Origin of the sequence: Vibrio coralliilyticus ATCC BAA-450 (genome assembly GCF_000176135.1) — a bacterium.
GTDB lineage: Bacteria > Pseudomonadota > Gammaproteobacteria > Enterobacterales > Vibrionaceae > Vibrio > Vibrio coralliilyticus.
Genome location: NZ_ACZN01000016.1, coordinates 51211 through 69635, shown reverse-complemented (window position 1 = coordinate 69635; position 18425 = coordinate 51211). Strand labels below are relative to the sequence as shown.

Sequence of the window (18425 nt, the reverse complement as noted above, 5' to 3'; positions counted from 1 at the left end):
TGAGCATTGATAACTATAGGTCACTGGCGGCAAATAATCTGATTTGTGCCACCCTGCAACTCGACTATTTTTTCCAGGCGTAAGCTTCAAACATGGCATCGACTGGCGTCTGAGCGATGCGATTAACGTAATTGCTAATGACCTTTTGAGACAAGCCAAGAATCACTTCAAGTACATGCTTTTGACCATAACCAGCTGCAAAAAATGCCGATAGTTCTTGTTCAGATACATTTCCTCGGCCTCGAACCACACTCAAGGTAAAGTCATGGAGCGCCTGAAGCTTCTCTGTAGGCATCGCTTGACCATTTCGCAACGCTTCAGTTAATGCAGGATCAACTTTCATTGAATGGGCAATGGCAGTATGGGCCGGCACACAGTAGTGGCATTCATGCTCAACGTTAATGGTCTGCCACACAACGGTCAGCTCTTCCTCATCAAATGAGGTACTAGTGAAAGATTGATGGAGCTGCGTGTAGCTCTGCAACAGTTCTGGCGATTCCGCCATAACAGAATAAAGCCCAGGAATGCGTCCCATGCGTTGCTGAGCACCTTCTAGAATCGCTTTACTAGCCTCTGGCGCACTTTCCACACTGTGTAATTTGAATTCACTCATAATGATGTCCTGCCATATTCACGTTAATTCAGAGAAGGAACCCCTTCCTCGTATTTCGATGTTTACTATAGAATCACTTGAACGACTGTTCAAGTTTAATTTTGAACACTCGTTCAAATAATTACAGAGTCATATTTAAACTGTGGATTAACTGGAAGGCAGCAGGATAGGAAGACGACAGTTGTCCTGATTACTTTACCCTTGCGAGGGAAAAAACTATAATTTGAACTATCGTTCAAAATAACCAGAGAACAATTATGGGGAATGCTGCCAAATTCGACCGTCAGCAAGTCATCGATAAAGCCACCCATTTATATTGGGAAAAAGGCTTCCATGCCACATCAATGCGCCACCTTCAGGAAGTGATTGATATGCGTCCGGGCAGTATTTACGCGGCATTCGGCAGTAAAGAAGAACTATTTAAACAAGCGTTAAGTCATTACACCCAAATGGGTATATCGAAACTAGAGCAGTTCAAGTCCCAAAACGACTCTCCCCTAGCAGCACTCAAGGCTTTCGTTAAACATCTTGTTTTACAATCGCAAAAAGGCGCACCAGATGGCATGTGTATGCTGGCAAAATCCGTTGCTGAGCTTACCGAAGCTAACCAAGATTTACTGGATGAGGCCAGACACTCTTTAAGATTAATGGAGCGTCAGTTTGAATTAGTACTGCAACAAGCTCAGCAACAGGGGGAATTAAGTGCAGATAAAGACACTCAGCGACTCGCCAGTCACGTTCAGATCCAGATCGCAGGTCTGAGAACCTATGGGAAAGCCAACAACAACCCTGAACTTTTGGAATCACTGATCGACGATATGTTCGGTCATTACCCCTTCTAATGAGAGGAGGCAATGCCTCCTCTTACTTTGCTAACTCACTTCTTTTATCGCCGCTGATAATGCGTGGAACGATTTCTCGATCTGTTCCAATGGCGACGCAATGTTCATTCGATAGAAGCTGGGATTCTTCTCCCCAAACCATCCACCAGGTGTCAGCCCCATTTTCGCTTGTGTGAACAACAGACTTTTCAGTGCTTCGGGCTCTAGATCGAGCCCAGAAAAGTCGAGCCAGATCTGGTTCGTTCCTTGCGGTTTAAACATTTTTATTTGTGGTAGGTTTTGCCCAATGTAAGCCTCAACCCAGTCGATGGTATTTTGTGTATAAGCGAGAAACCCCTCAAACCAAGCCTGACCATGAATGTATGCAGCAATGGTGGCGTAATTGGTCAACGTATTACCGTGATCCAATGCCATTGAGGCCACCGTGGACTTAATCTCTTCGAGCAGTGCTTGGTCTTCTGTATAAAGATAACCATTAGCAATACTGTTCAGACCGAAGTTCTTTGCTGGCGAGCCAATGATCGACACAACGTTATCGTAGTTTTGGGTGAGAATACTGTTGAATTGATGGCCTTCAAAAACGATGTCGGCATGAATCTCATCACTGATCACCATAACATTGTACTTGGCCGCAATCGCCACCAGCTTCGCTAACTCATCCTGAGTCCAAACGCGTCCGACTGGATTATGAGGGTTACAGAGCAGAACAATTTTGACGTTGTCCTCTCTCAATTTAGCTTCAAAGTCGTCGAAATCCGGCTGATATTGGCCATCTTCTAATGCAAGCGGGTTAGCAACCACTTTGCGTCCAGCAGACTCAATCAGCCTTCTAAATTGGTGATAGACAGGTACCTGAATAAGCACACCATCGCCTTTGTTAGACCACTCACGGATCATCAATGCAATCGCGCTCAGTATTCCTGGCACTTGCACAAAGTAACTTGGGTTAAGATCCAAACCATGGCGCTGCTTATTCCAGTCAGAAATGGCTTTAAACACACTTTCTGAGTCAAATTCATAAGCGTATCTCTCACGTTCAACGATCCGAGCCAAAGCTTGAGTGATCGGGTGAGCAACAGGGAAGTCCATATCCGCTACCCAATAAGGCAACACATCATCAGTCCCGTATATCTGCTGAAGTATCTTGCTGTCGTGCTTGATAAATTTGTCTGAAATATCGTTTCTTTGCGGTTTTGTCGTAAACATAGCTACTCGCCTGAGGGTCATTTAATGTACTGTTCCTAACCTTAGACGACATAAAACGGCGAAAGACGAAAATAATTGGGACATTTCAGACATATTTTGAACATTATGGAAACGCGTTACATTTCATGAAGTTCAGCGGTGTTTGCCCAATTTGTTTCTTAAAAAACGCGATAAAGGCGCTGTCGGAAGAAAATTCTAGCAAGTGCGCGACATCACTAACCTGACGTTCACGGCACAGAAGCTCGATGGCTTTTAGGGTTCGCCATTGCTGCTTCCACTCCTGATAAGACATACCCGTTTCGGCCTTGAAGATCCGAGTAATGGTTTTAGGACTGGCTCCCGCAGAGTTAGCTAACGTCACCAAATCTGGTGCGAGAAAGGCTTCATCCGAGACTTGACGACGGAACCCATTCAATCTCCGGTCTGTGGGCAGTGGCAACTCGTAAGAGTATGTTTTGCTTTGACTAAACTCTTCCCAAAACAGAGCGGTGTAGTTGGTCATTCCCGATTCAGGTTTGTCTATAGGCCAGAAAGCCATCTTGTTAATCAGTGCTTTCAGTAACTCACTGACTTCAATAATGGTAATCGCTTCAGGGCAAGAGAAAGCGTCACAATCAAAATACAACGAGCGGTATGCCACAACATTGGTCATAAAAGCACGATGTATTGTGTTTGGTGGAATCCAAACTGCCTTCGTGGGAGGAAGGATACAAATAGAGTCCGACAACGCGAAATTCATGCAGCCTTTTGGCGCATATAGCAACTGTCCTTTTTGGTGTTTGTGTAAGCCGGAGTCGTGTCTGCCAAGATCAGCCGCAATGCCCACCACTTTAGAATTAACACTGTCGGGATCTATCACAGAATGTTCATCGATCAGCACACCATTGTCCTTATTTTGATGTTTTTTGTATTATTATCGTTAATAGAAAAATAGTAGTGCTCCTTATACTGCGTCTCAAGTTAAATTTATTGAGGACGTATCATGAAGCACAAGCCTTCACTCAGGCTGATGTTCGTAATGCTCATGTTTCCGCAGATCGTGGAAACGATTTACAGCCCAGCACTCCACTCGATCGCCGAGGCCTTTTCAGTCACGGATTCGCAAGCTTCGCAAACGTTATCTGTCTATTTCATCGCATTTGCACTAGGCGTTGTGTTTTGGGGGGTAGCTGCGGATAAATGGGGCCGACGGCCAGCAATGCTAGCAGGTATTGCGGTTTACGGCTTATCCGCTTTAGTCGCAATGCTTACCGACCAGTTTGAGTATCTGATTGCTGCGCGAATTGCCAGCGCATTTGGCATTGCCGTTGGCTCGGTGGTCACTCAAACGATATTGAGAGATGTATTTGACGGAGAAGCTCTGGCTAAAGTGTTTGGGCTGATGGGTATGGGAATCGCGATCAGTCCCGTAATAGGAATGGCCATAGGTGGACAGCTTGCTCAAGCTGGTGGACACACCTACGTATTTTCTGCTCTGTTTAGCATGGCGATCCTACTACTGTTCTACAACCTCTTCAGGTTACCAGAAACACAGCAATCGAAGACGCCACTTAATCTCCACCAGCTAGGCTGGAGGATGCTCAAAGATGGCCATATATGGTACTCCACCATCTTGATTGCAGTCTTCAATATCGCGCTGTTTTCCTATTACCAACTGGGCGCATTCGCCTTTGCTAAGCTTGGCTATAGCTCTGCCCAATTTGGCTACAGCGGCATCGCTTTAGGGATTGGTACAATGATTGGCAGCTACTGTAATAAATACCTGCTAAACAAGCATACGCAGCCATCAACTCTGATTGGCCTAGCCCTTTCATTGCTATGCTTAGGGAGCATAAGTATCTATCTGACTCTGAACAGTATCTACTTTGTTCTCGCAATGATGTTGGTCGTAATGGCATTTGGTATCGCGATTCCCAATGTAATCAGCGCAGCACTAAAAGATTACAAGCAACATGCAGGCAGCGGCGGCGCGATTCTCGGGCTTATCTACTACCTACAGATAGGTATTGGTCTGGCTATCGCTGGGCAAATACAAGATCTTGGAAAGGTCTTAATGTCTTGTGCAGTCATCGCTCTAGTAACCTACGCTACCAAGCATCGTAACCAGAACTTATTCGCTGCACTCAGAAAATAAAAACAGCCAGCATAATGCTGGCTGTTTTTCTATCAAATCCGCCTGAGTTACTCCTGTTCAAGCGCCTCTTCATCCATAGCGGCAGCACATTTAATTTCGTACTGGTTAAAGGAAAACGTACTCGTACCATGCACTCGCTTGGTGATAACTTTTTCTTCACCGTATTGAACCGTAACATGGGTATAAACTTTGTTTTTCACATCTACGATGTTGTCTTCAAGCGCTTGTTCAAACTCTAACTCATGTTTGTCTCGCGCCATTTTCACTTTTTCTAGACGTGCATTGGATTCAAGTTTAAGTTTCTCAATGTTTTCTGCTTCTTCTTCGCTGCGTTCTGCTTTCGGTGTTTTCTTAAATTCCAGCTCCCGACGAACCACATCCATAGTCGCTTCTTGGGCAAGCTTATATTGCTCTTTGTATTTTTGCTGGCGCTCTTTGAAGTTCTGATAACGCGCAAACGCATTGATGTAAGTTGCAGTATCACCTTCAACACCTAGGTTAACGCACGTCACCTTCCCACCTACTTTTGCGTGGCCACCACTTAAAGTTCCCTGCTTCTCGGCGGCATCAGAGACGGTTAAATCTTTACCACAGCGAATTTCGTTGTTCATACAGTGGACTGAAAGATTGATATTTTCAGCAGCCTGAAGTTCTGAGAATTGCGCGTAATTTGCTGTAATAGAGCCACCCGCTTTTACATGACAACTTTTCGCTTGGTCTTCAGAAACGTTATGACCGATGATACCTTTAGCCACATCTATGTCGCCTTGTGCCTGTACATCTGCCGATTCGATAAAACCACCAACGGTTAAGTTTCCAGTTGCACGAACCATCATATCGGACTCAATGTTTCCAGTGACGATTACATTGCCTTTGAATTTTACATGCCCGGTAGCGACACCAATTGCAGGCAAGCAAAGCGCGTCTTCCACTTCGACTGTACGCTCTTTGATCATAGGCATACCGGAAACTGCAGCGACAAGGAGATTGGGATCCTCAGATGAGATTTCTGAACCCTTCGATTCTTTCAGCATCGCATCATTGCCAGGCTTGGGTGGAATAGGCTTCCCCTGCACTGTGATACCAGGTGTCCCTTTAGTCGCGGGGATGCGCTTCATCAACCGAGCTTTCGCTTCTACGGTGACCGTTTCACCGAGATCCAACATATCGACTTTGCCATCTGCGTCTTGTGAAGGAGCCAGAACTTGCTTAGTGATGTCTTTGACCAGTGGGATAAACTTTGCATCTTGTCCCTGAACAGGGTTTTTGCCTTTGGCGACAGGTTGGGTAAAGGTCTCACCCGGTTTGAGTTGATGGCTCATCATTAACACTTTTTTCAGTGCTAATTTGTTGATTCCTTTAGTGACGTGAGCTTGGGCTAATGCGTGTACAATCTGAGGCCCTTTAAGCGGCGAACCGCGATAAGCACCAGTGACTACCATACTGGCTAACATATCGTGATCCGATAAAACGACTTCAACCACAGCATCTCTGATTTCCGCGATAGCAATGCCAACCAAAGCTTCGCTTTTGCCTTCTTTTGCACAGTTAATGAATCGAGTAATTTCATCATTCAATACGCAAAAATCGGTCGCACCGATGCCCGCAATCGCTTCTTCAACACCTTTGCTGTCAAAGCGACCATCGATATTCATATCTGGTCGCAATTTAGCAATAACCTGTTGATTATCATCAGATAAGCTGACTAACTTGTCCCACATTTACAGCCTACTTCATCCAGTCCCTATAACTTTAGTTTATATAATCCTCGTGAAATACAGTATTAAATTTGTGACAAAGTAAGGCTTAGGTCACTTCTCAAGGGCTTTTACACTGTAAATATGATTAAGCTGAGCTCGGGAAATGGTGTTTAGCATCTAGGCTGTATACCGCCGTCACACATTTTCCTTGTTTCGAATAGTCCAGTGAATCACATAGTTCTGAAGCTAATACGATCCCTCGTCCATGCGTCAAAGATTTATCAATACTTTGCTTTAACTTGTTGTAATCGAATCCAACACCATTATGTTCCAGCTCTAAGACCAGCTGTTTTTGTTCTGGCTTATAATCGATAAATAACGTAACCCAAAGCTCTTCAGACAGTTCTTTAAGCTTCTCTTCGCGCAGCTGATAGAAGGTGAAGAAGCCATCGGGCTCTTCCTTGATCTTCGAGTCTAAATGCAATAACCCATGCTCAATCGCGTTAGCAAACAGCTCAGACAACACTGAACAGACCAAATCTAAATGTGGCCCTGTCATCACACCTGTCAGAAACTGTCTGACTTCACTCATCACCGTCACTGACTTAAGCACAGATGCTGGGAAACGCATCTTTGACTGTGCCGGAGTTTTGCTAAGATAAAAGCTGCTTTGCTGCACCACTTTATCGTTGCTGTTTGAAATCGGAAACTCCATAGCCAAAATAGACAAGTCATCACCCACATTACGATTGGCAAACTTTCTCACCGACTCAAACAGCGTTGGGATCATCGCTCTCCCAGACGTTAATGCCTCTTCCAAACGCTCTTGACCGAATTGCTCTCCAAGCCCATTTTCAGCTTCTATCACACCATCGGTGTAGCAGAGGATTTTTTGGTCTGGCTCCATTTTGAAGTGCACTAGATCCGATTCAAACTCATGAGATTTCAAAACACCAAGCGGCATGTGCGTGGAAACCAGTTTTCGGCTGATCGAGCCATCTTTATCCAATAGATAACCATCAGGTAGTCCACCGCCCCACCAAGAAACTTCAAACCCGTTAGCACGAATTTCAAACACGCTTGCCGCCAACATCATCCCCATGGGTAAGAAACGTACCAATACGTCATTGAGCTCGCGAACAATCTCTCCCAAAGAAAGACCTTTAGAAGCCATAGAGAAGAACGCTCGGGTTGCAGGAATAGCCGAAATAGCAGCCGGAAGGCCGTGGCCCGTAGCATCCGCGATCATCACGTATACTCCCCCATGCGGCCGGTTTGCCACAACGATCAAGTCTCCGTTGAAAACAGTTGATGGGGTAGAAATGTAGTTGATGCCATAAATGCTTTTCACTTGAGAACTCATTTCATCCATTAAATTGGAGAAAATCGACTCCGCGATCGCATAGTCGTAGCGAACTTGCTCGTGAAACTTACTTAGCTCATCACGATGTTCCTTCACCTCATTGTGCATCTTTACAACTCGATAGTGAGCTTGAACTTTCGCCACTAGCACACTTCTCTCAACGGGCTTAGGAATAAAGTCTTCACCTAACGTCAGGCATCGCTCGAACGAATCGTGATCATCCAGTACAGTGAGAAAGATGATCGGCATATGAAGATTAGGGAACGCATCACGAATTTCCTGTGCTGTCGTAAAGCCATCCTTCACTGGCATCATTACATCCAACAAGATGACATCTGGCAGAGACGGCATCTTGAGCATTGCCTCCACGACCCCTTCACCATTCTCGAACGTCGTGACTTCTTGCGCCATTTCGCTGAGCATGAATCGACACAATTCTCGATTCGTAGCGTGGTCGTCAATTATCATGACATGCATACGACCCTCCTTAACCGCTATTCGATAGAAAACTTCTTATCAAAACGAGAAATGGTCAGTATCTTTCGCACCTGTGGCAAGGTATTGGTAATCCGGATCATCCCGTCATCCTGCTCAAGATAGTTGTGCATATTAAGCAGCATACCTAGCCCTGCACTATCTATATAATCGACTTTCCGTAAATCGATGGTAAAACGAAAATCCTTCTTATCTGAATAACAACGACGGAACTCTTGGACTAGATTAAATCCAAAAGCCCCTTCAATTAAGATCGTTACTTGCTTGGAATTTGAATCAACTTCAGCTTCTACCGACATAATATTTCCTTTTCAACAACGAAGACTGCACCGCCTTCACGACAATATGTATACGCATGACCCATTAAAATAGCTCTACCTCTCCTTCTTCAATACTTTCCTGAGAAGCAGCAGGAGCCCCGCGATGTTCTATATTTGATTTCAGATCTGCCACAGCCTGTTTCATCTCGTCAGGGTCTAAGCTGCCATTGGCATGAGCTACCAGTATTTCAGTTACCTGATCGAGGAAATCAACACTGATCTTGGCGTAATCACCCTGTTGGACAATGATGTCTGTAAACTGTAACGCCCGAATACCGTCACCAACACGTGTGTGCAGCGTGACCCCAATGGATTTGATTTTCTGAACTTCCTGTTCAACGACAGCATTAGCCGCTTTGACACCCTGAAGCATATCATCCACTTTTTCCTTAGACTCTATCGCTTCCGTCATATCGATTGATGCCATCTCCCCAACTGTTTTATTCGCTTCTTTGACCGTATCCTGAGCGACATTAATTTCCTTCTCTATTTCGCAGTTAAGCTCTTCTGCTTTTACAGAAAGGTTTCTTACTTCTTGCGCCACAACAGCAAAACCTCTCCCAGCCTCCCCAGCACGTGCTGCTTCAATCGCAGCATTCAAAGCGAGCAGGTTGGTTTGTTCGGATAGGCCACGAACTTGCGCTAACAATTTAAACACCGCATCCAACTTATCGGACATGTCATGAATACTATGTACTGCGGAAATGCTCTTCTCAGAGATATTAATGAGTGTGTCAACGAACTGGCGAATGATGGTCTCTGTTTTGGGCAAGACCTGGGTAATATCGTAGGCATTATCTTTATTACCCATAATGTTACTCACTAGCTCTTCAGCAATTGCATTTTGTCCCTCTGCTAACTTCTGCAACTCAAAGAAGCTTTCATTTAGCGTCTCTGCAGATTCATCAACAACACCATGTTGATGATCTAAAGGTTCATTTAATTGTAGGGATATTTTTTTCAATATTTCACTGACATGTAGGCTGATCTGTTTTTCGTCCTGAGATGACTTTTCACGGAACTGAGTTAACTCAGACTTATTTGGCGTAGAAGCCTCTCTAGGGAAAACAAACCATGGTATAGCCGCCGCAAGCACCATAACAGCGACATGCGCAATCGACGATGACAACGTCATCCCGATAGCAAGCAATACAATCTGCGTCCCTATAGCAAGGGCGTAGCGGATTTTTGGGGTCATTGTTATTTTATTCATAGTACATCCCTGACGTTGTGCCCGCACAGGCGCTTATTTCTTTAGACAATCACATATCTGCTGAGGTATCTGTTTAAGACTCAGCACTTGTTGCGCAGCGTTCATTTCAACCGCAACTCGCGGCATTCCCCAAACAACGGAAGAAGCTTTGTCCTGAGCGATCGTCATTGCCCCTTCTTCTCTCATCTTAAGCATTCCTCGCGCTCCATCTTGCCCCATACCAGTCAAGATGACGCCGATGGCATTCTTTCCGACCGTTTCTGCAACAGTATCAAACATCACATCGACCGATGGTTTGTGTCGGTTCACTGTTGGACGATCATCCAGTTGGCAATACAAATGTTGGCCACGCTTAATGACGACTAAATGTTTATCTCCCGGAGCAACATACGCGCATCCATTGACTAATGGGGCTTTGCTCGCCGACAACTCCTTAACCTGAATATCGCTGTTGTCATTGAGACGCTGGGCAAAAGACGCACTGAACATAGCGCTAATGTGCTGCGTTATGACAATCGGTGGCAACCCTGAAGGCAGAGCAGACAACACTTGCCTGACTGCTTCTGTTCCACCTGTCGAGGCACCTATCGCAATCACTTCAACTTTGGTTCTTAAGTTATTAGGAGCAATTGTCTGTGAAGGCGCATGTTTAGTTCTATCCTGAAAAACGTTAGCGCCCGCAGCCATTTTTATCTTGTCATTAATATGATCTTTGTAATTGACCATATCTCCCGTGTTATCCACCGCTGGCTTAGGGAAATAGTCCACAGCCCCAAGTTCCAATGCCGTCAGGGTTGGCTCAGCCCCATGCTGAGTAAGGGTCGATATCATCACGACAGGCATTGGACGCAAACGCATGAGGTTTTTCAGAAATTGCACCCCATTCATTTTTGGCATTTCAATGTCTAACGTCAGTACATCAGGATTGTGAATCTTGATCAGATCTCTAGCCTGATACGGATCCTCTGCCATCGCTACAACTTCAAGCTCGGGATCGGAATTGATCAATTGAGCAAGTAAGGCTCTGAAAACCGGAGAATCATCAACCACGAGTACTTTAATTTTCTTCATCAGAACAGCTCCACATCGTCATCATGAGGACGATGACTTTCTTTATCCAACTGACTGGCGTACTTATCTTCTTCTTGTTGCAAGTGATGAATTTCAGTGTAAGGAATGCGTTTCAACCAAGCTTGCCCTGTTAGCGGGTTAAATATAATTTTGCGTGGGTCAACGCCCCCTAAATCTTGAGCGACGACTGGCAAGTTTTCCTGCTCAACATAGTTAAGGATAAACGCGATGTTTTTTTCCCCAATCATAGAGTGTCGACCCAACATCTGTGCCCCACCGAACAGTTTAACTTTGAGTGACGAACGTCTTGCACCCTGAGAAATTAGGGTATTAATCAGCATTTCCATTGCATGGCTACCGTAACGCGATGCCGTAGATACGACTTCATCTGGACGCCACGAGTTAATTTCCGAATGGTTATGGAATGGCAACAAAAAGTGATTCATACCACCTATCGCTGCATAATCATCCCAAACACAAGCCGCGATACATGACCCTAACCCCGTTGCAATCAACTCATCCTCATGGGTACAGTAAAGCCCTCCAGGAAACACTTTGATCATGTGCTTCTCTTTTTGAGGGTGATAAAAACGATTAAAGTGGCTATTTTCGTACTTTGGCTTTCCGGTCTTTAACCCAATCATAACTGCCCCTATTGTTTCACATAGATGGTTTTGCCTAAGTGACGAAAAATATCGCTACAGGCTCCGACGCTTTCGGAATGCCCGATAAATAAAATCCCATTAGGTTTAAGTTGCTGATGAAACCTTCTGATAAGTTTTTCTTGGGTCGGCCTATCAAAGTAGATCATCACGTTACGACACGAAATCAAATCAAAAGGCTGTCTAAAGTCCCACTTATCTAGCAAGTTTAGCTGATGAAACTGGATGTGTTTTTGCAGCCCCTTGGCTATTTTTATGTTTCCCTGCTGACCATCTCTTCCTTTAAAGAAACAGGGCTTTAGATATTGTTTAGGGATAGATGAAATCGCCTCATCACTGTAGATCCCCTGCTTCGCATGAGAGAGCACTTTTGTATCAAGATCTGTTGCCGTGATGGATACCTGTTTGAACTGGTTAAAGGCATTGGAGCAGTAAAGGGAAGAAACGAAACTGTATGGTTCTTCACCTGTCGAGCATCCTGCAGACCAGATTTTGATATTTTCAACCCCTTGTTTCTGCCACTCATCCAACATCACATTTTCTAAAAACTCAAAATGATGGTATTCACGGAAAAACTGGGTTTTGTTCGTCGTAAGGCTATTGATAAACCTCACTCGTTCACTATTGTCTTGTTCAATAACAGATTTGTACTCAGAGAAACGAGTGAGTCCTAGCCGCCTAAGCTGGCGGCTAATGCGTCCATAGACCATGGTTCGCTTTCGATCAGAGAAGTAAATGCCCGCATGCTTGTGCATGAACCACTGGATAAACTTAAAATCTTTATCCGTTAGCTCAAACTCAGTTGCAGATGCCCCTCCTCCTTCACGAGTTAGAACTCTTCCCATTCGTCCCCTTCCTCACCCGCTTTGAATCCTGCATTAGCAACGCGTGGTGTCCTGATTTCCCTTACATTGCTGCTTTGATGCCCAGAGTCTTTCGTCTTTGGTGAATCAAAGGTGGCAACATTGTCGTCAGAAGCAAAGAAGTTCATCAGATGAATAAGTTGCTTACCTTCATCTTTCAGCGACTGACTAGCTGCCGAGGTTTCTTCAACTAAGGACGCATTCTGCTGAGTCATTTCATCCATCGTTGTGATAGCGCGGTTGATCTCATCAATACCTGTCGATTGCTCTAAGCTCGACGAAGCAATCTGTGCGATTAACTCTGTCACCTTCTCGACTGCCTCAACGATTTCATTCAAGGTATCACCGGACTCATCCACCAATCTGGAGCCTTCATCCACTTTCTCTACGCTATCTTTGATTAACCCTTTAATTTCTTTTGCCGCCGCCGCACTGCGCTGCGCTAAGTTTCGAACTTCACCTGCAACCACTGCGAAACCACGTCCTTGCTCGCCAGCTCGGGCAGCTTCCACCGCAGCATTCAGTGCCAATAAGTTAGTCTGGAAGGCGATTTCATCGATAACACCAATGATGTCAGCAATTTTCTTGCTCGCAGTGTTGATTTCGGACATTGCTGAGACTGCTTGACCGACCACTTCGCCACCTTTACTCGCTTTCTTAGTCGCGTCTTCCGCAAGAGAATTCGCTCCTTTCGCGTTATCAGCATTTTGGCGAACAGTAGCTGTCATCTGCTCCATGCTTGCGGCAGTTTCTTCTAGATTAGAAGCTTGTGCTTCAACACGTTGGCTCAAATCATTGTTGCCTTCCGCTATTTCCGTAGAAGCGGTAGCGACTCGTGCCGAAGCTTGGGTGATCTTATCGACCATGTTGCGCAGGTTAAGTATCGAGGTGTTAACCGCATCAGACAGTCGACCAAACTCGCCCTTGTTATCCTCAGACATATTGGTATTTAAATCGCCGTCAGCAACACGACTCATGACATCAATACACTGACCAATAGGTTCGACCATGGTGTCGAGCAAGTTATTAATGCCATCCCCGAGCTCTTTCATGAAGCCGCTGTATACAGAGGTATCAATCCGCTCGTTAAGCTCTCCAGAAATTGCACGCTGAATCAACGCTTCAACCTGACGCTGACCATCTTGCTGCTCAGTGATATCTTCCCACTGTAATGCAGGGCCGATATAGTTGCCTTGAGCATCGTGCATAGCAATACAGGTCAAATTAAATTCCAGTCCTCCGACGGCGATGTTAGAACTGAATGGAAGCCTGTCCGGGTTACTAATAATGTTCCTCTGGTGGCTGGGGTTTTTATGGAAGACATCGATATTTTTACCAACCAAGTTGCTGGCATCAAATCCAGGCAGTGCTTTTTGTAAATCACTTTCTCTGGATTTAAGTAATGTCGATAATGCCGGGTTGAGGTACTGAATAATACCGTCTTTATCAGCCATCATCATATTAGTGGTCATCCCTTTCACCGCCGATGCTAAACGACCAACTTCCTGCTCTTTTGCACGTTCTTCAGTAACATCACGCCATTCAAGTGTATTACCAATATAGTTACCTTGCGCATCAGTAATCGCAGCAACATTAAGCTCTATTTTGATATCCGCAATATCAATATCGGTTTTGTAAGGGAGATTATTCGGCGTCGAGAGAAGCTGTCTCTGATGGGCAGGGTTCTTATGGAACTCATCAATACAACGTCCCATCAACCACTCTTCAGATGCTGTAAAGCCTGACCAAACTGTTCGTAGCTTCGCTTCATGCTTACCAAACAATTCGATGGTTTCTTTGTTGGCATAAGTAATAAGGAAGTCTCGGTCTATCATCACCATCGCAGTTTGGGCTTGATCAACGGCTGCTTGCAGCCTGGCCACGTCATCTTGTTGAGCACGCATCGCTGTTACGTCTGACCACTCCAGAGTATTACCGATGTAATTTCCCTGTGAGTCAGTTATTGAAGCGACGTTAAGTTCGATGGTTAAGTCTGCAATCTGAATGTCGGTCTTGTATGGCAAATTCGATGGGTCAGACAACAATTGTCTTTGGTGTGCTGGATTCTTATGGAATTCGTCGATGCAGCGCCCCATCAACCAGTCTTCTGAAGCCGTAAAGCCTGACCAGACAGTTCGTAATGTTGCCTCATGTTTACCAAACAACTTGAGAGTTTCTTGGTTGGCATACGTAATATTAAAATCACGGTCTATCATCACCATTGCCGTCTGGGCTTGATCAACCGCAGCTTGCAGTCTGGCAATATCGTTTTGCTGGGCTACCGCAGCAGTAACATCAGACCATTCCAGTGTGTTACCAACATAGTTACCTTGACCGTCAATGATCGCGCCGACATTCAGCTCAATTTTTACATCTTTGACTTCAATAGTAGTGGTGTAAGGCAGATTTGAAGGGTTGGACAGCATTTGGCGCTGATGTGCTGGGTTTGAGTGAAAACCATCAATACAATAGCCCATCAGAAAATCTTCATCGGCACGGAAGTTAGGCCAGAAAGACTGAAACAGCGCCTCATGTGTTTTCAGCAGATCCATCGACTTCTGGTTCACATAGGTGATTTTAAAGTCCCGATCGATCATCATCAGCGCTGTCTGCGCTGCGTTCAACGCTGAGAAGAGTTGCTCTTTAGACAACCCTTTATTACTTTCCGGCTCGTATTCATCCATTAAACTATCCTGCGCAGACGAAGCAAATTGCTCCGCAGTAGCAGGCTGTGGTTTCCGATTCCAAAATGCCATGAGTCACCTCTCACTGGTTGCTTCGTTTGACGTGTTTTAAGCCCAACTCTCTTCGTTCTGGTCAGGTACAACAAGCTCTGATACATCAAACAGAGCCTCAAGTTTTATTAATATCAGATGACCATTTTCGACTGACGCAATACCTCTTATATAGCTGTGGTCAACTGAGTGGGATACGTGCGGTGCAGGTTTTATTTGTTCATCTGTTAGCGGATAGACCTCGGAGACACCGTCAACGATGATACCTAACGGATGCATCTCTGCATCATTGAGAACAATCACCACCGTGGTTGCACTGATCTGCGCTGGGGGTAATCCGAATCGAGAACGTAGGTCAACTATCGGGACATACTCTCCACGAATCTCTAGTACACCCAGCATATAATCTGGAGAGTTGGGCACTTCACGTACCGAGCTCCAGCCACGAACTTCACGGACATCAAGAATGGGCACGCCATACTCGTCATCCCCTAACACAAAGCTCAAAAACTCTTGCGGTATGATCATGGCTCTTTCCTCAAAATTCGCTCTATGTTGAGAAGCTCTTCAGTATCGAGCAATGACATGACTTGCTCGCCTACATTTATCAGCCCTTGAAGATAAGGAGAAACAGCAGACTCGCCCACTCCTGGATAAAGCTCATTTTGCCCTTGGCTAACGACATCGCTCACAGCATCAACCACCAAGCCCATTAGGCGTTCACTTTCTTCTGCCTGAAAGCGCAAGACAATCACAACTGTGCTTGGCAGGTATTCGCATTCACCGATTTCAAACCGGCTACGTAAATCCACCACAGGCACAATCATTCCTCGCAGATTGATAACCCCTTTCACATATCGTGGTGCTCGCGGTATTGGTGTTGGGCGCTCCCAGACACGAATTTCTTCAACATCTTTTATCTCTACGCCATACAATTCGCTCGCCAACTTAAAGCTTAAGAAGTCTGCACTTTCAGAAACCCCTTCTTCGCTCACTTGTTCTAGAACGGCTTGCGCCTGAGCTTCAATCGCCTGACGAGAGTTAACCTCTGTTGCTGTTTCCATCACGCCCCCTTATGCTGCTAAGCCGTTGTGCGTTGAGTCAGATGCTCGTTTGAGGAAGTTGGTGATCAAGCCCTGTATGTCGAGAATTAACGATACAGAGCCATCTCCGAGAATAGTGGCCCCTGAAATGCCAGCAACTTTGCTGTAGTTAGATTCTAGGCTCTTAATCACGACCTGTTGCTGATCGAGCAATTCATCTAATAGAAGGCCTACACGGTTACCAGCTGCTTCAACGAAGCAGAGAATACGAGCATCCAGAGAACCACTCTGTCCCATCTCCAGTTCTTCTTGCAGACGAAGGATCGGAATGTTCTCTTCACGCAGGCGATACAATTCAATTCCCCCAGAGGCAAGCTTGATACATTCGGGGTCAATCTGAATCGATTCTACTATCGTCAACAGTGGGATTACGTACACCTCGCCGGCGACTTTTACCAGCTGGCCATCAAGAATAGCGAGCGTCAGTGGCAAGCTGATCGTAAAACAGCTTCCGACTCCCAACTCCGATTCCACTTCAATGTGACCACCCAACTCTTCGATGTTTCTTCTCACCACATCCATGCCGACACCTCGGCCCGAAATATCAGAAACTTCTTCTGCAGTAGAGAAACCTGGTGCAAAAATCAAATTCATAATCTGCTTTTCGCTCATGTCTTCGCGACGCGCATCTGGCGCGAGAACACCTTTTTCAGTGGCTTTATTCCAAAGCTTGTCGCAATCTAAGCCAGCACCATCATCTTTAATTTCAATGACAATAGAACCACCTTGGTGATAGGCGTTCAGCTTGATCACGCCTTGCTCTTTCTTACCCCTTTCCAATCGTGTTTGAGGCAACTCTATGCCGTGGTCGATACCGTTTCTGACTAAGTGAACCAAAGGATCCACAATGCGCTCTAGTACCGTCTTATCAAGCTCTGTCTGCTCGCCCTGAATTTGCAAGTCAACCTGTTTCTCTAAACGAGTCGATAGATCACGGACCAGACGTGGGAAGCGGCTGAAAGCAAAGCTCATCGGTAACATGCGAATGTTCAGTACGTTTTCCTGCAGGTCCTTACTGTTTTGCAACAGTTGCGCTAATCCAACCTTGAGCTTCTCTAGCTTATCAATCGTGAAATCATTGCCGATCTCAGTAAGCATCGATTGAGTAATAACAAGTTCCCCGACCAAGTTGATCAGGCTATCAACTTTGTCTATATCCACTCTAATGGAGCTGACACTTGACTCTGTTTTCGCAACTTTTGTTGGTTTCTGCTCGGTTTTAATTGAATCTTGTGCCGCCACTTCTTTGGTTGCAGAGGGGTCTTTTGTAGCGGAAGTTTGAGGCTCCTCAACTTCCTCAGGAGCTGCTGTATTTGTGGCAGGGATAGCGGAGATAAACTCGACCGTTAGCTCACATTCATCTTCGACCCATTCGAAAATCTCTCGGATTTCCTCTTCTTTTACTTCAACATCAAGACTTGCTTGCCATTTGAGGTAGCAAAGTTCAGCTTCGATCGCTTCAATTTCAGGCAAAGACTCTGTATTCACCGTAATCTGACAGGAAGCATGAAGCTCTTTTAACTCGCGGAGTATTCTTAGCGGGTCATTGCCACTAAAAAACATTTCAGGGTGGGGTTCAAAAGTCACCAGCCAGTGACCTTCACCGCCAGAAGTGTCTGGTTGTGAATCATCACTATTCGTTGTTTGTTCAGAGAGTTCTTCGTTATGAGGCTCGGAATCCACAGACGCTTCACCGAGTAACTCATGAAGCTGCGCACTGACCTCTTTTTGCAGTGCTGTGTCTACTTCACTGCCTTGTTCATGCCCTTCCAGCATGCTCTGGATACAATCACCACTTTTAAGTAGCAGATCGACAGTCTCTGCAGTGAGCTCTTTTTCATTATTACGGACCAGATCTAGGTAGGCTTCTACAGAGTGGGTAAATTCACTGATATCAAACAAGTTAAATGTTGCTGCTCCTCCCTTAATCGAGTGAGCAGCACGAAAGATGGTATTAATGGATTCTTCATCGAGAGAAGTCACATCCAGATTAAGTAACACATCTTCCAACACCTCAAGATTTTCACGACACTCTTCGTAAAACATCTTGCGCAATTGTTCCATATCTAAAGCCATAAGCTTTTTTCCCTGCCAGATGACGTTGT

At 45.3% G+C, this 18425-nt stretch carries 16 protein-coding genes; 2 read left to right on the top strand and 14 right to left on the bottom strand.

Annotated features, from left to right (window positions below; genetic code table 11):
* Positions 1-64: 64 nt before the first annotated feature.
* Positions 65-613 carry a carboxymuconolactone decarboxylase family protein gene (locus VIC_RS11515; RefSeq protein ID WP_006959937.1) on the bottom strand — a complete coding sequence of 183 codons (549 nt, stop codon included), beginning with the start codon at positions 611-613 and terminating at the stop codon, positions 65-67.
* A gap of 257 nt (positions 614-870) precedes the next feature.
* Here VIC_RS11515 and VIC_RS11510 point away from each other — a divergent pair, with 257 nt between their 5' ends.
* A complete protein-coding gene (locus tag VIC_RS11510) occupies positions 871-1455 on the top strand; it encodes a TetR/AcrR family transcriptional regulator (RefSeq protein WP_006959936.1) in 585 nt (194 codons plus the stop codon).
* A 30-nt stretch (positions 1456-1485) separates the two neighbouring features.
* Here the strand turns inward: VIC_RS11510 and VIC_RS11505 are convergent, their stop codons facing one another.
* Positions 1486-2661: a MalY/PatB family protein gene (locus VIC_RS11505; protein ID WP_006959934.1), complete on the bottom strand. Its 1176-nt coding sequence runs from the start codon at positions 2659-2661 to the stop codon at positions 1486-1488.
* A 103-nt stretch (positions 2662-2764) separates the two neighbouring features.
* Positions 2765-3541 (bottom strand): AraC family transcriptional regulator, encoded by a 777-nt coding sequence (locus VIC_RS11500; RefSeq protein ID WP_006959932.1) that lies wholly within the window; start codon positions 3539-3541, stop codon positions 2765-2767.
* 102 nt (positions 3542-3643) lie between these two features.
* Here VIC_RS11500 and VIC_RS11495 point away from each other — a divergent pair, with 102 nt between their 5' ends.
* Complete coding sequence (locus VIC_RS11495) at positions 3644-4795, top strand: multidrug effflux MFS transporter (RefSeq protein WP_006959930.1); 1152 nt, start codon at positions 3644-3646, stop codon at positions 4793-4795.
* 47 nt (positions 4796-4842) lie between these two features.
* Here the strand turns inward: VIC_RS11495 and VIC_RS11490 are convergent, their stop codons facing one another.
* The 11 genes from VIC_RS11490 to VIC_RS11440 all read right to left on the bottom strand — a co-directional run bounded on the left by VIC_RS11490 (position 4843) and on the right by VIC_RS11440 (position 18396).
* Positions 4843-6516, bottom strand: a complete 1674-nt coding sequence (locus VIC_RS11490) for a DUF342 domain-containing protein (protein WP_006959928.1) — start codon at positions 6514-6516, stop codon at positions 4843-4845.
* Positions 6517-6640: 124 nt separating this feature from the next.
* Positions 6641-8335, bottom strand: a complete 1695-nt coding sequence (locus tag VIC_RS11485) for an ATP-binding SpoIIE family protein phosphatase (protein ID WP_021457794.1) — start codon at positions 8333-8335, stop codon at positions 6641-6643.
* A 17-nt stretch (positions 8336-8352) separates the two neighbouring features.
* Positions 8353-8652 carry an STAS domain-containing protein gene (locus VIC_RS11480; protein ID WP_006959923.1) on the bottom strand — a complete coding sequence of 100 codons (300 nt, stop codon included), beginning with the start codon at positions 8650-8652 and terminating at the stop codon, positions 8353-8355.
* A 64-nt stretch (positions 8653-8716) separates the two neighbouring features.
* Positions 8717-9886, bottom strand: a complete 1170-nt coding sequence (locus VIC_RS11475) for a methyl-accepting chemotaxis protein (RefSeq protein ID WP_006959921.1) — start codon at positions 9884-9886, stop codon at positions 8717-8719.
* Between the two features lie 33 nt (positions 9887-9919).
* Positions 9920-10957, bottom strand: coding sequence for a protein-glutamate methylesterase/protein-glutamine glutaminase (locus tag VIC_RS11470; RefSeq protein ID WP_006959919.1), 1038 nt, complete (start codon positions 10955-10957; stop codon positions 9920-9922).
* On the bottom strand, positions 10957-11601 hold the full coding sequence (locus tag VIC_RS11465) for a chemotaxis protein CheD (protein WP_006959917.1): 645 nt from the start codon (positions 11599-11601) through the stop codon (positions 10957-10959). The genes VIC_RS11470 and VIC_RS11465 overlap by 1 nt, the downstream gene beginning before the upstream one ends.
* An 8-nt stretch (positions 11602-11609) precedes the next feature.
* The gene (locus VIC_RS11460) at positions 11610-12464 is read right to left on the bottom strand and encodes a CheR family methyltransferase (protein ID WP_006959915.1); all 855 of its coding nucleotides are present in this window, start codon (positions 12462-12464) and stop codon (positions 11610-11612) included.
* The gene (aer2, locus tag VIC_RS11455; RefSeq protein WP_006959913.1) at positions 12449-15166 is read right to left on the bottom strand and encodes an aerotaxis transducer Aer2; all 2718 of its coding nucleotides are present in this window, start codon (positions 15164-15166) and stop codon (positions 12449-12451) included. The genes VIC_RS11460 and aer2 overlap by 16 nt, the downstream gene beginning before the upstream one ends.
* A gap of 108 nt (positions 15167-15274) precedes the next feature.
* On the bottom strand, positions 15275-15745 hold the full coding sequence (locus VIC_RS11450; protein WP_019277401.1) for a chemotaxis protein CheW: 471 nt from the start codon (positions 15743-15745) through the stop codon (positions 15275-15277).
* Positions 15742-16281 (bottom strand): chemotaxis protein CheW, encoded by a 540-nt coding sequence (locus VIC_RS11445; RefSeq protein WP_019277402.1) that lies wholly within the window; start codon positions 16279-16281, stop codon positions 15742-15744. The genes VIC_RS11450 and VIC_RS11445 overlap by 4 nt, the downstream gene beginning before the upstream one ends.
* A gap of 9 nt (positions 16282-16290) precedes the next feature.
* Positions 16291-18396 carry a chemotaxis protein CheA gene (locus VIC_RS11440; protein ID WP_006959911.1) on the bottom strand — a complete coding sequence of 702 codons (2106 nt, stop codon included), beginning with the start codon at positions 18394-18396 and terminating at the stop codon, positions 16291-16293.
* Positions 18397-18425 lie beyond the last annotated feature (29 nt).

Excerpts from the sequence above, each read along its gene's own strand:
- VIC_RS11515 (WP_006959937.1), bottom strand. The coding sequence starts at position 613 with ATGAGTGAATTCAAATTACACAGTGTGGAAAGTGCGCCAGAGGCTAGT.
- VIC_RS11510 (WP_006959936.1), top strand. The coding sequence starts at position 871 with ATGGGGAATGCTGCCAAATTCGACCGTCAGCAAGTCATCGATAAAGCC.
- VIC_RS11505 (WP_006959934.1), bottom strand. The coding sequence starts at position 2,661 with ATGTTTACGACAAAACCGCAAAGAAACGATATTTCAGACAAATTTATC.
- VIC_RS11495 (WP_006959930.1), top strand. The coding sequence starts at position 3,644 with ATGAAGCACAAGCCTTCACTCAGGCTGATGTTCGTAATGCTCATGTTT.
- VIC_RS11490 (WP_006959928.1), bottom strand. The coding sequence starts at position 6,516 with ATGTGGGACAAGTTAGTCAGCTTATCTGATGATAATCAACAGGTTATT.
- VIC_RS11485 (WP_021457794.1), bottom strand. The coding sequence starts at position 8,335 with ATGCATGTCATGATAATTGACGACCACGCTACGAATCGAGAATTGTGT.
- VIC_RS11480 (WP_006959923.1), bottom strand. The coding sequence starts at position 8,652 with ATGTCGGTAGAAGCTGAAGTTGATTCAAATTCCAAGCAAGTAACGATC.
- VIC_RS11475 (WP_006959921.1), bottom strand. The coding sequence starts at position 9,886 with ATGAATAAAATAACAATGACCCCAAAAATCCGCTACGCCCTTGCTATA.
- VIC_RS11470 (WP_006959919.1), bottom strand. The coding sequence starts at position 10,957 with ATGAAGAAAATTAAAGTACTCGTGGTTGATGATTCTCCGGTTTTCAGA.
- VIC_RS11465 (WP_006959917.1), bottom strand. The coding sequence starts at position 11,601 with ATGATTGGGTTAAAGACCGGAAAGCCAAAGTACGAAAATAGCCACTTT.
- VIC_RS11460 (WP_006959915.1), bottom strand. The coding sequence starts at position 12,464 with ATGGGAAGAGTTCTAACTCGTGAAGGAGGAGGGGCATCTGCAACTGAG.
- aer2 (WP_006959913.1), bottom strand. The coding sequence starts at position 15,166 with ATGGATGAATACGAGCCGGAAAGTAATAAAGGGTTGTCTAAAGAGCAA.
- VIC_RS11450 (WP_019277401.1), bottom strand. The coding sequence starts at position 15,745 with ATGATCATACCGCAAGAGTTTTTGAGCTTTGTGTTAGGGGATGACGAG.
- VIC_RS11445 (WP_019277402.1), bottom strand. The coding sequence starts at position 16,281 with ATGGAAACAGCAACAGAGGTTAACTCTCGTCAGGCGATTGAAGCTCAG.
- VIC_RS11440 (WP_006959911.1), bottom strand. The coding sequence starts at position 18,396 with ATGGCTTTAGATATGGAACAATTGCGCAAGATGTTTTACGAAGAGTGT.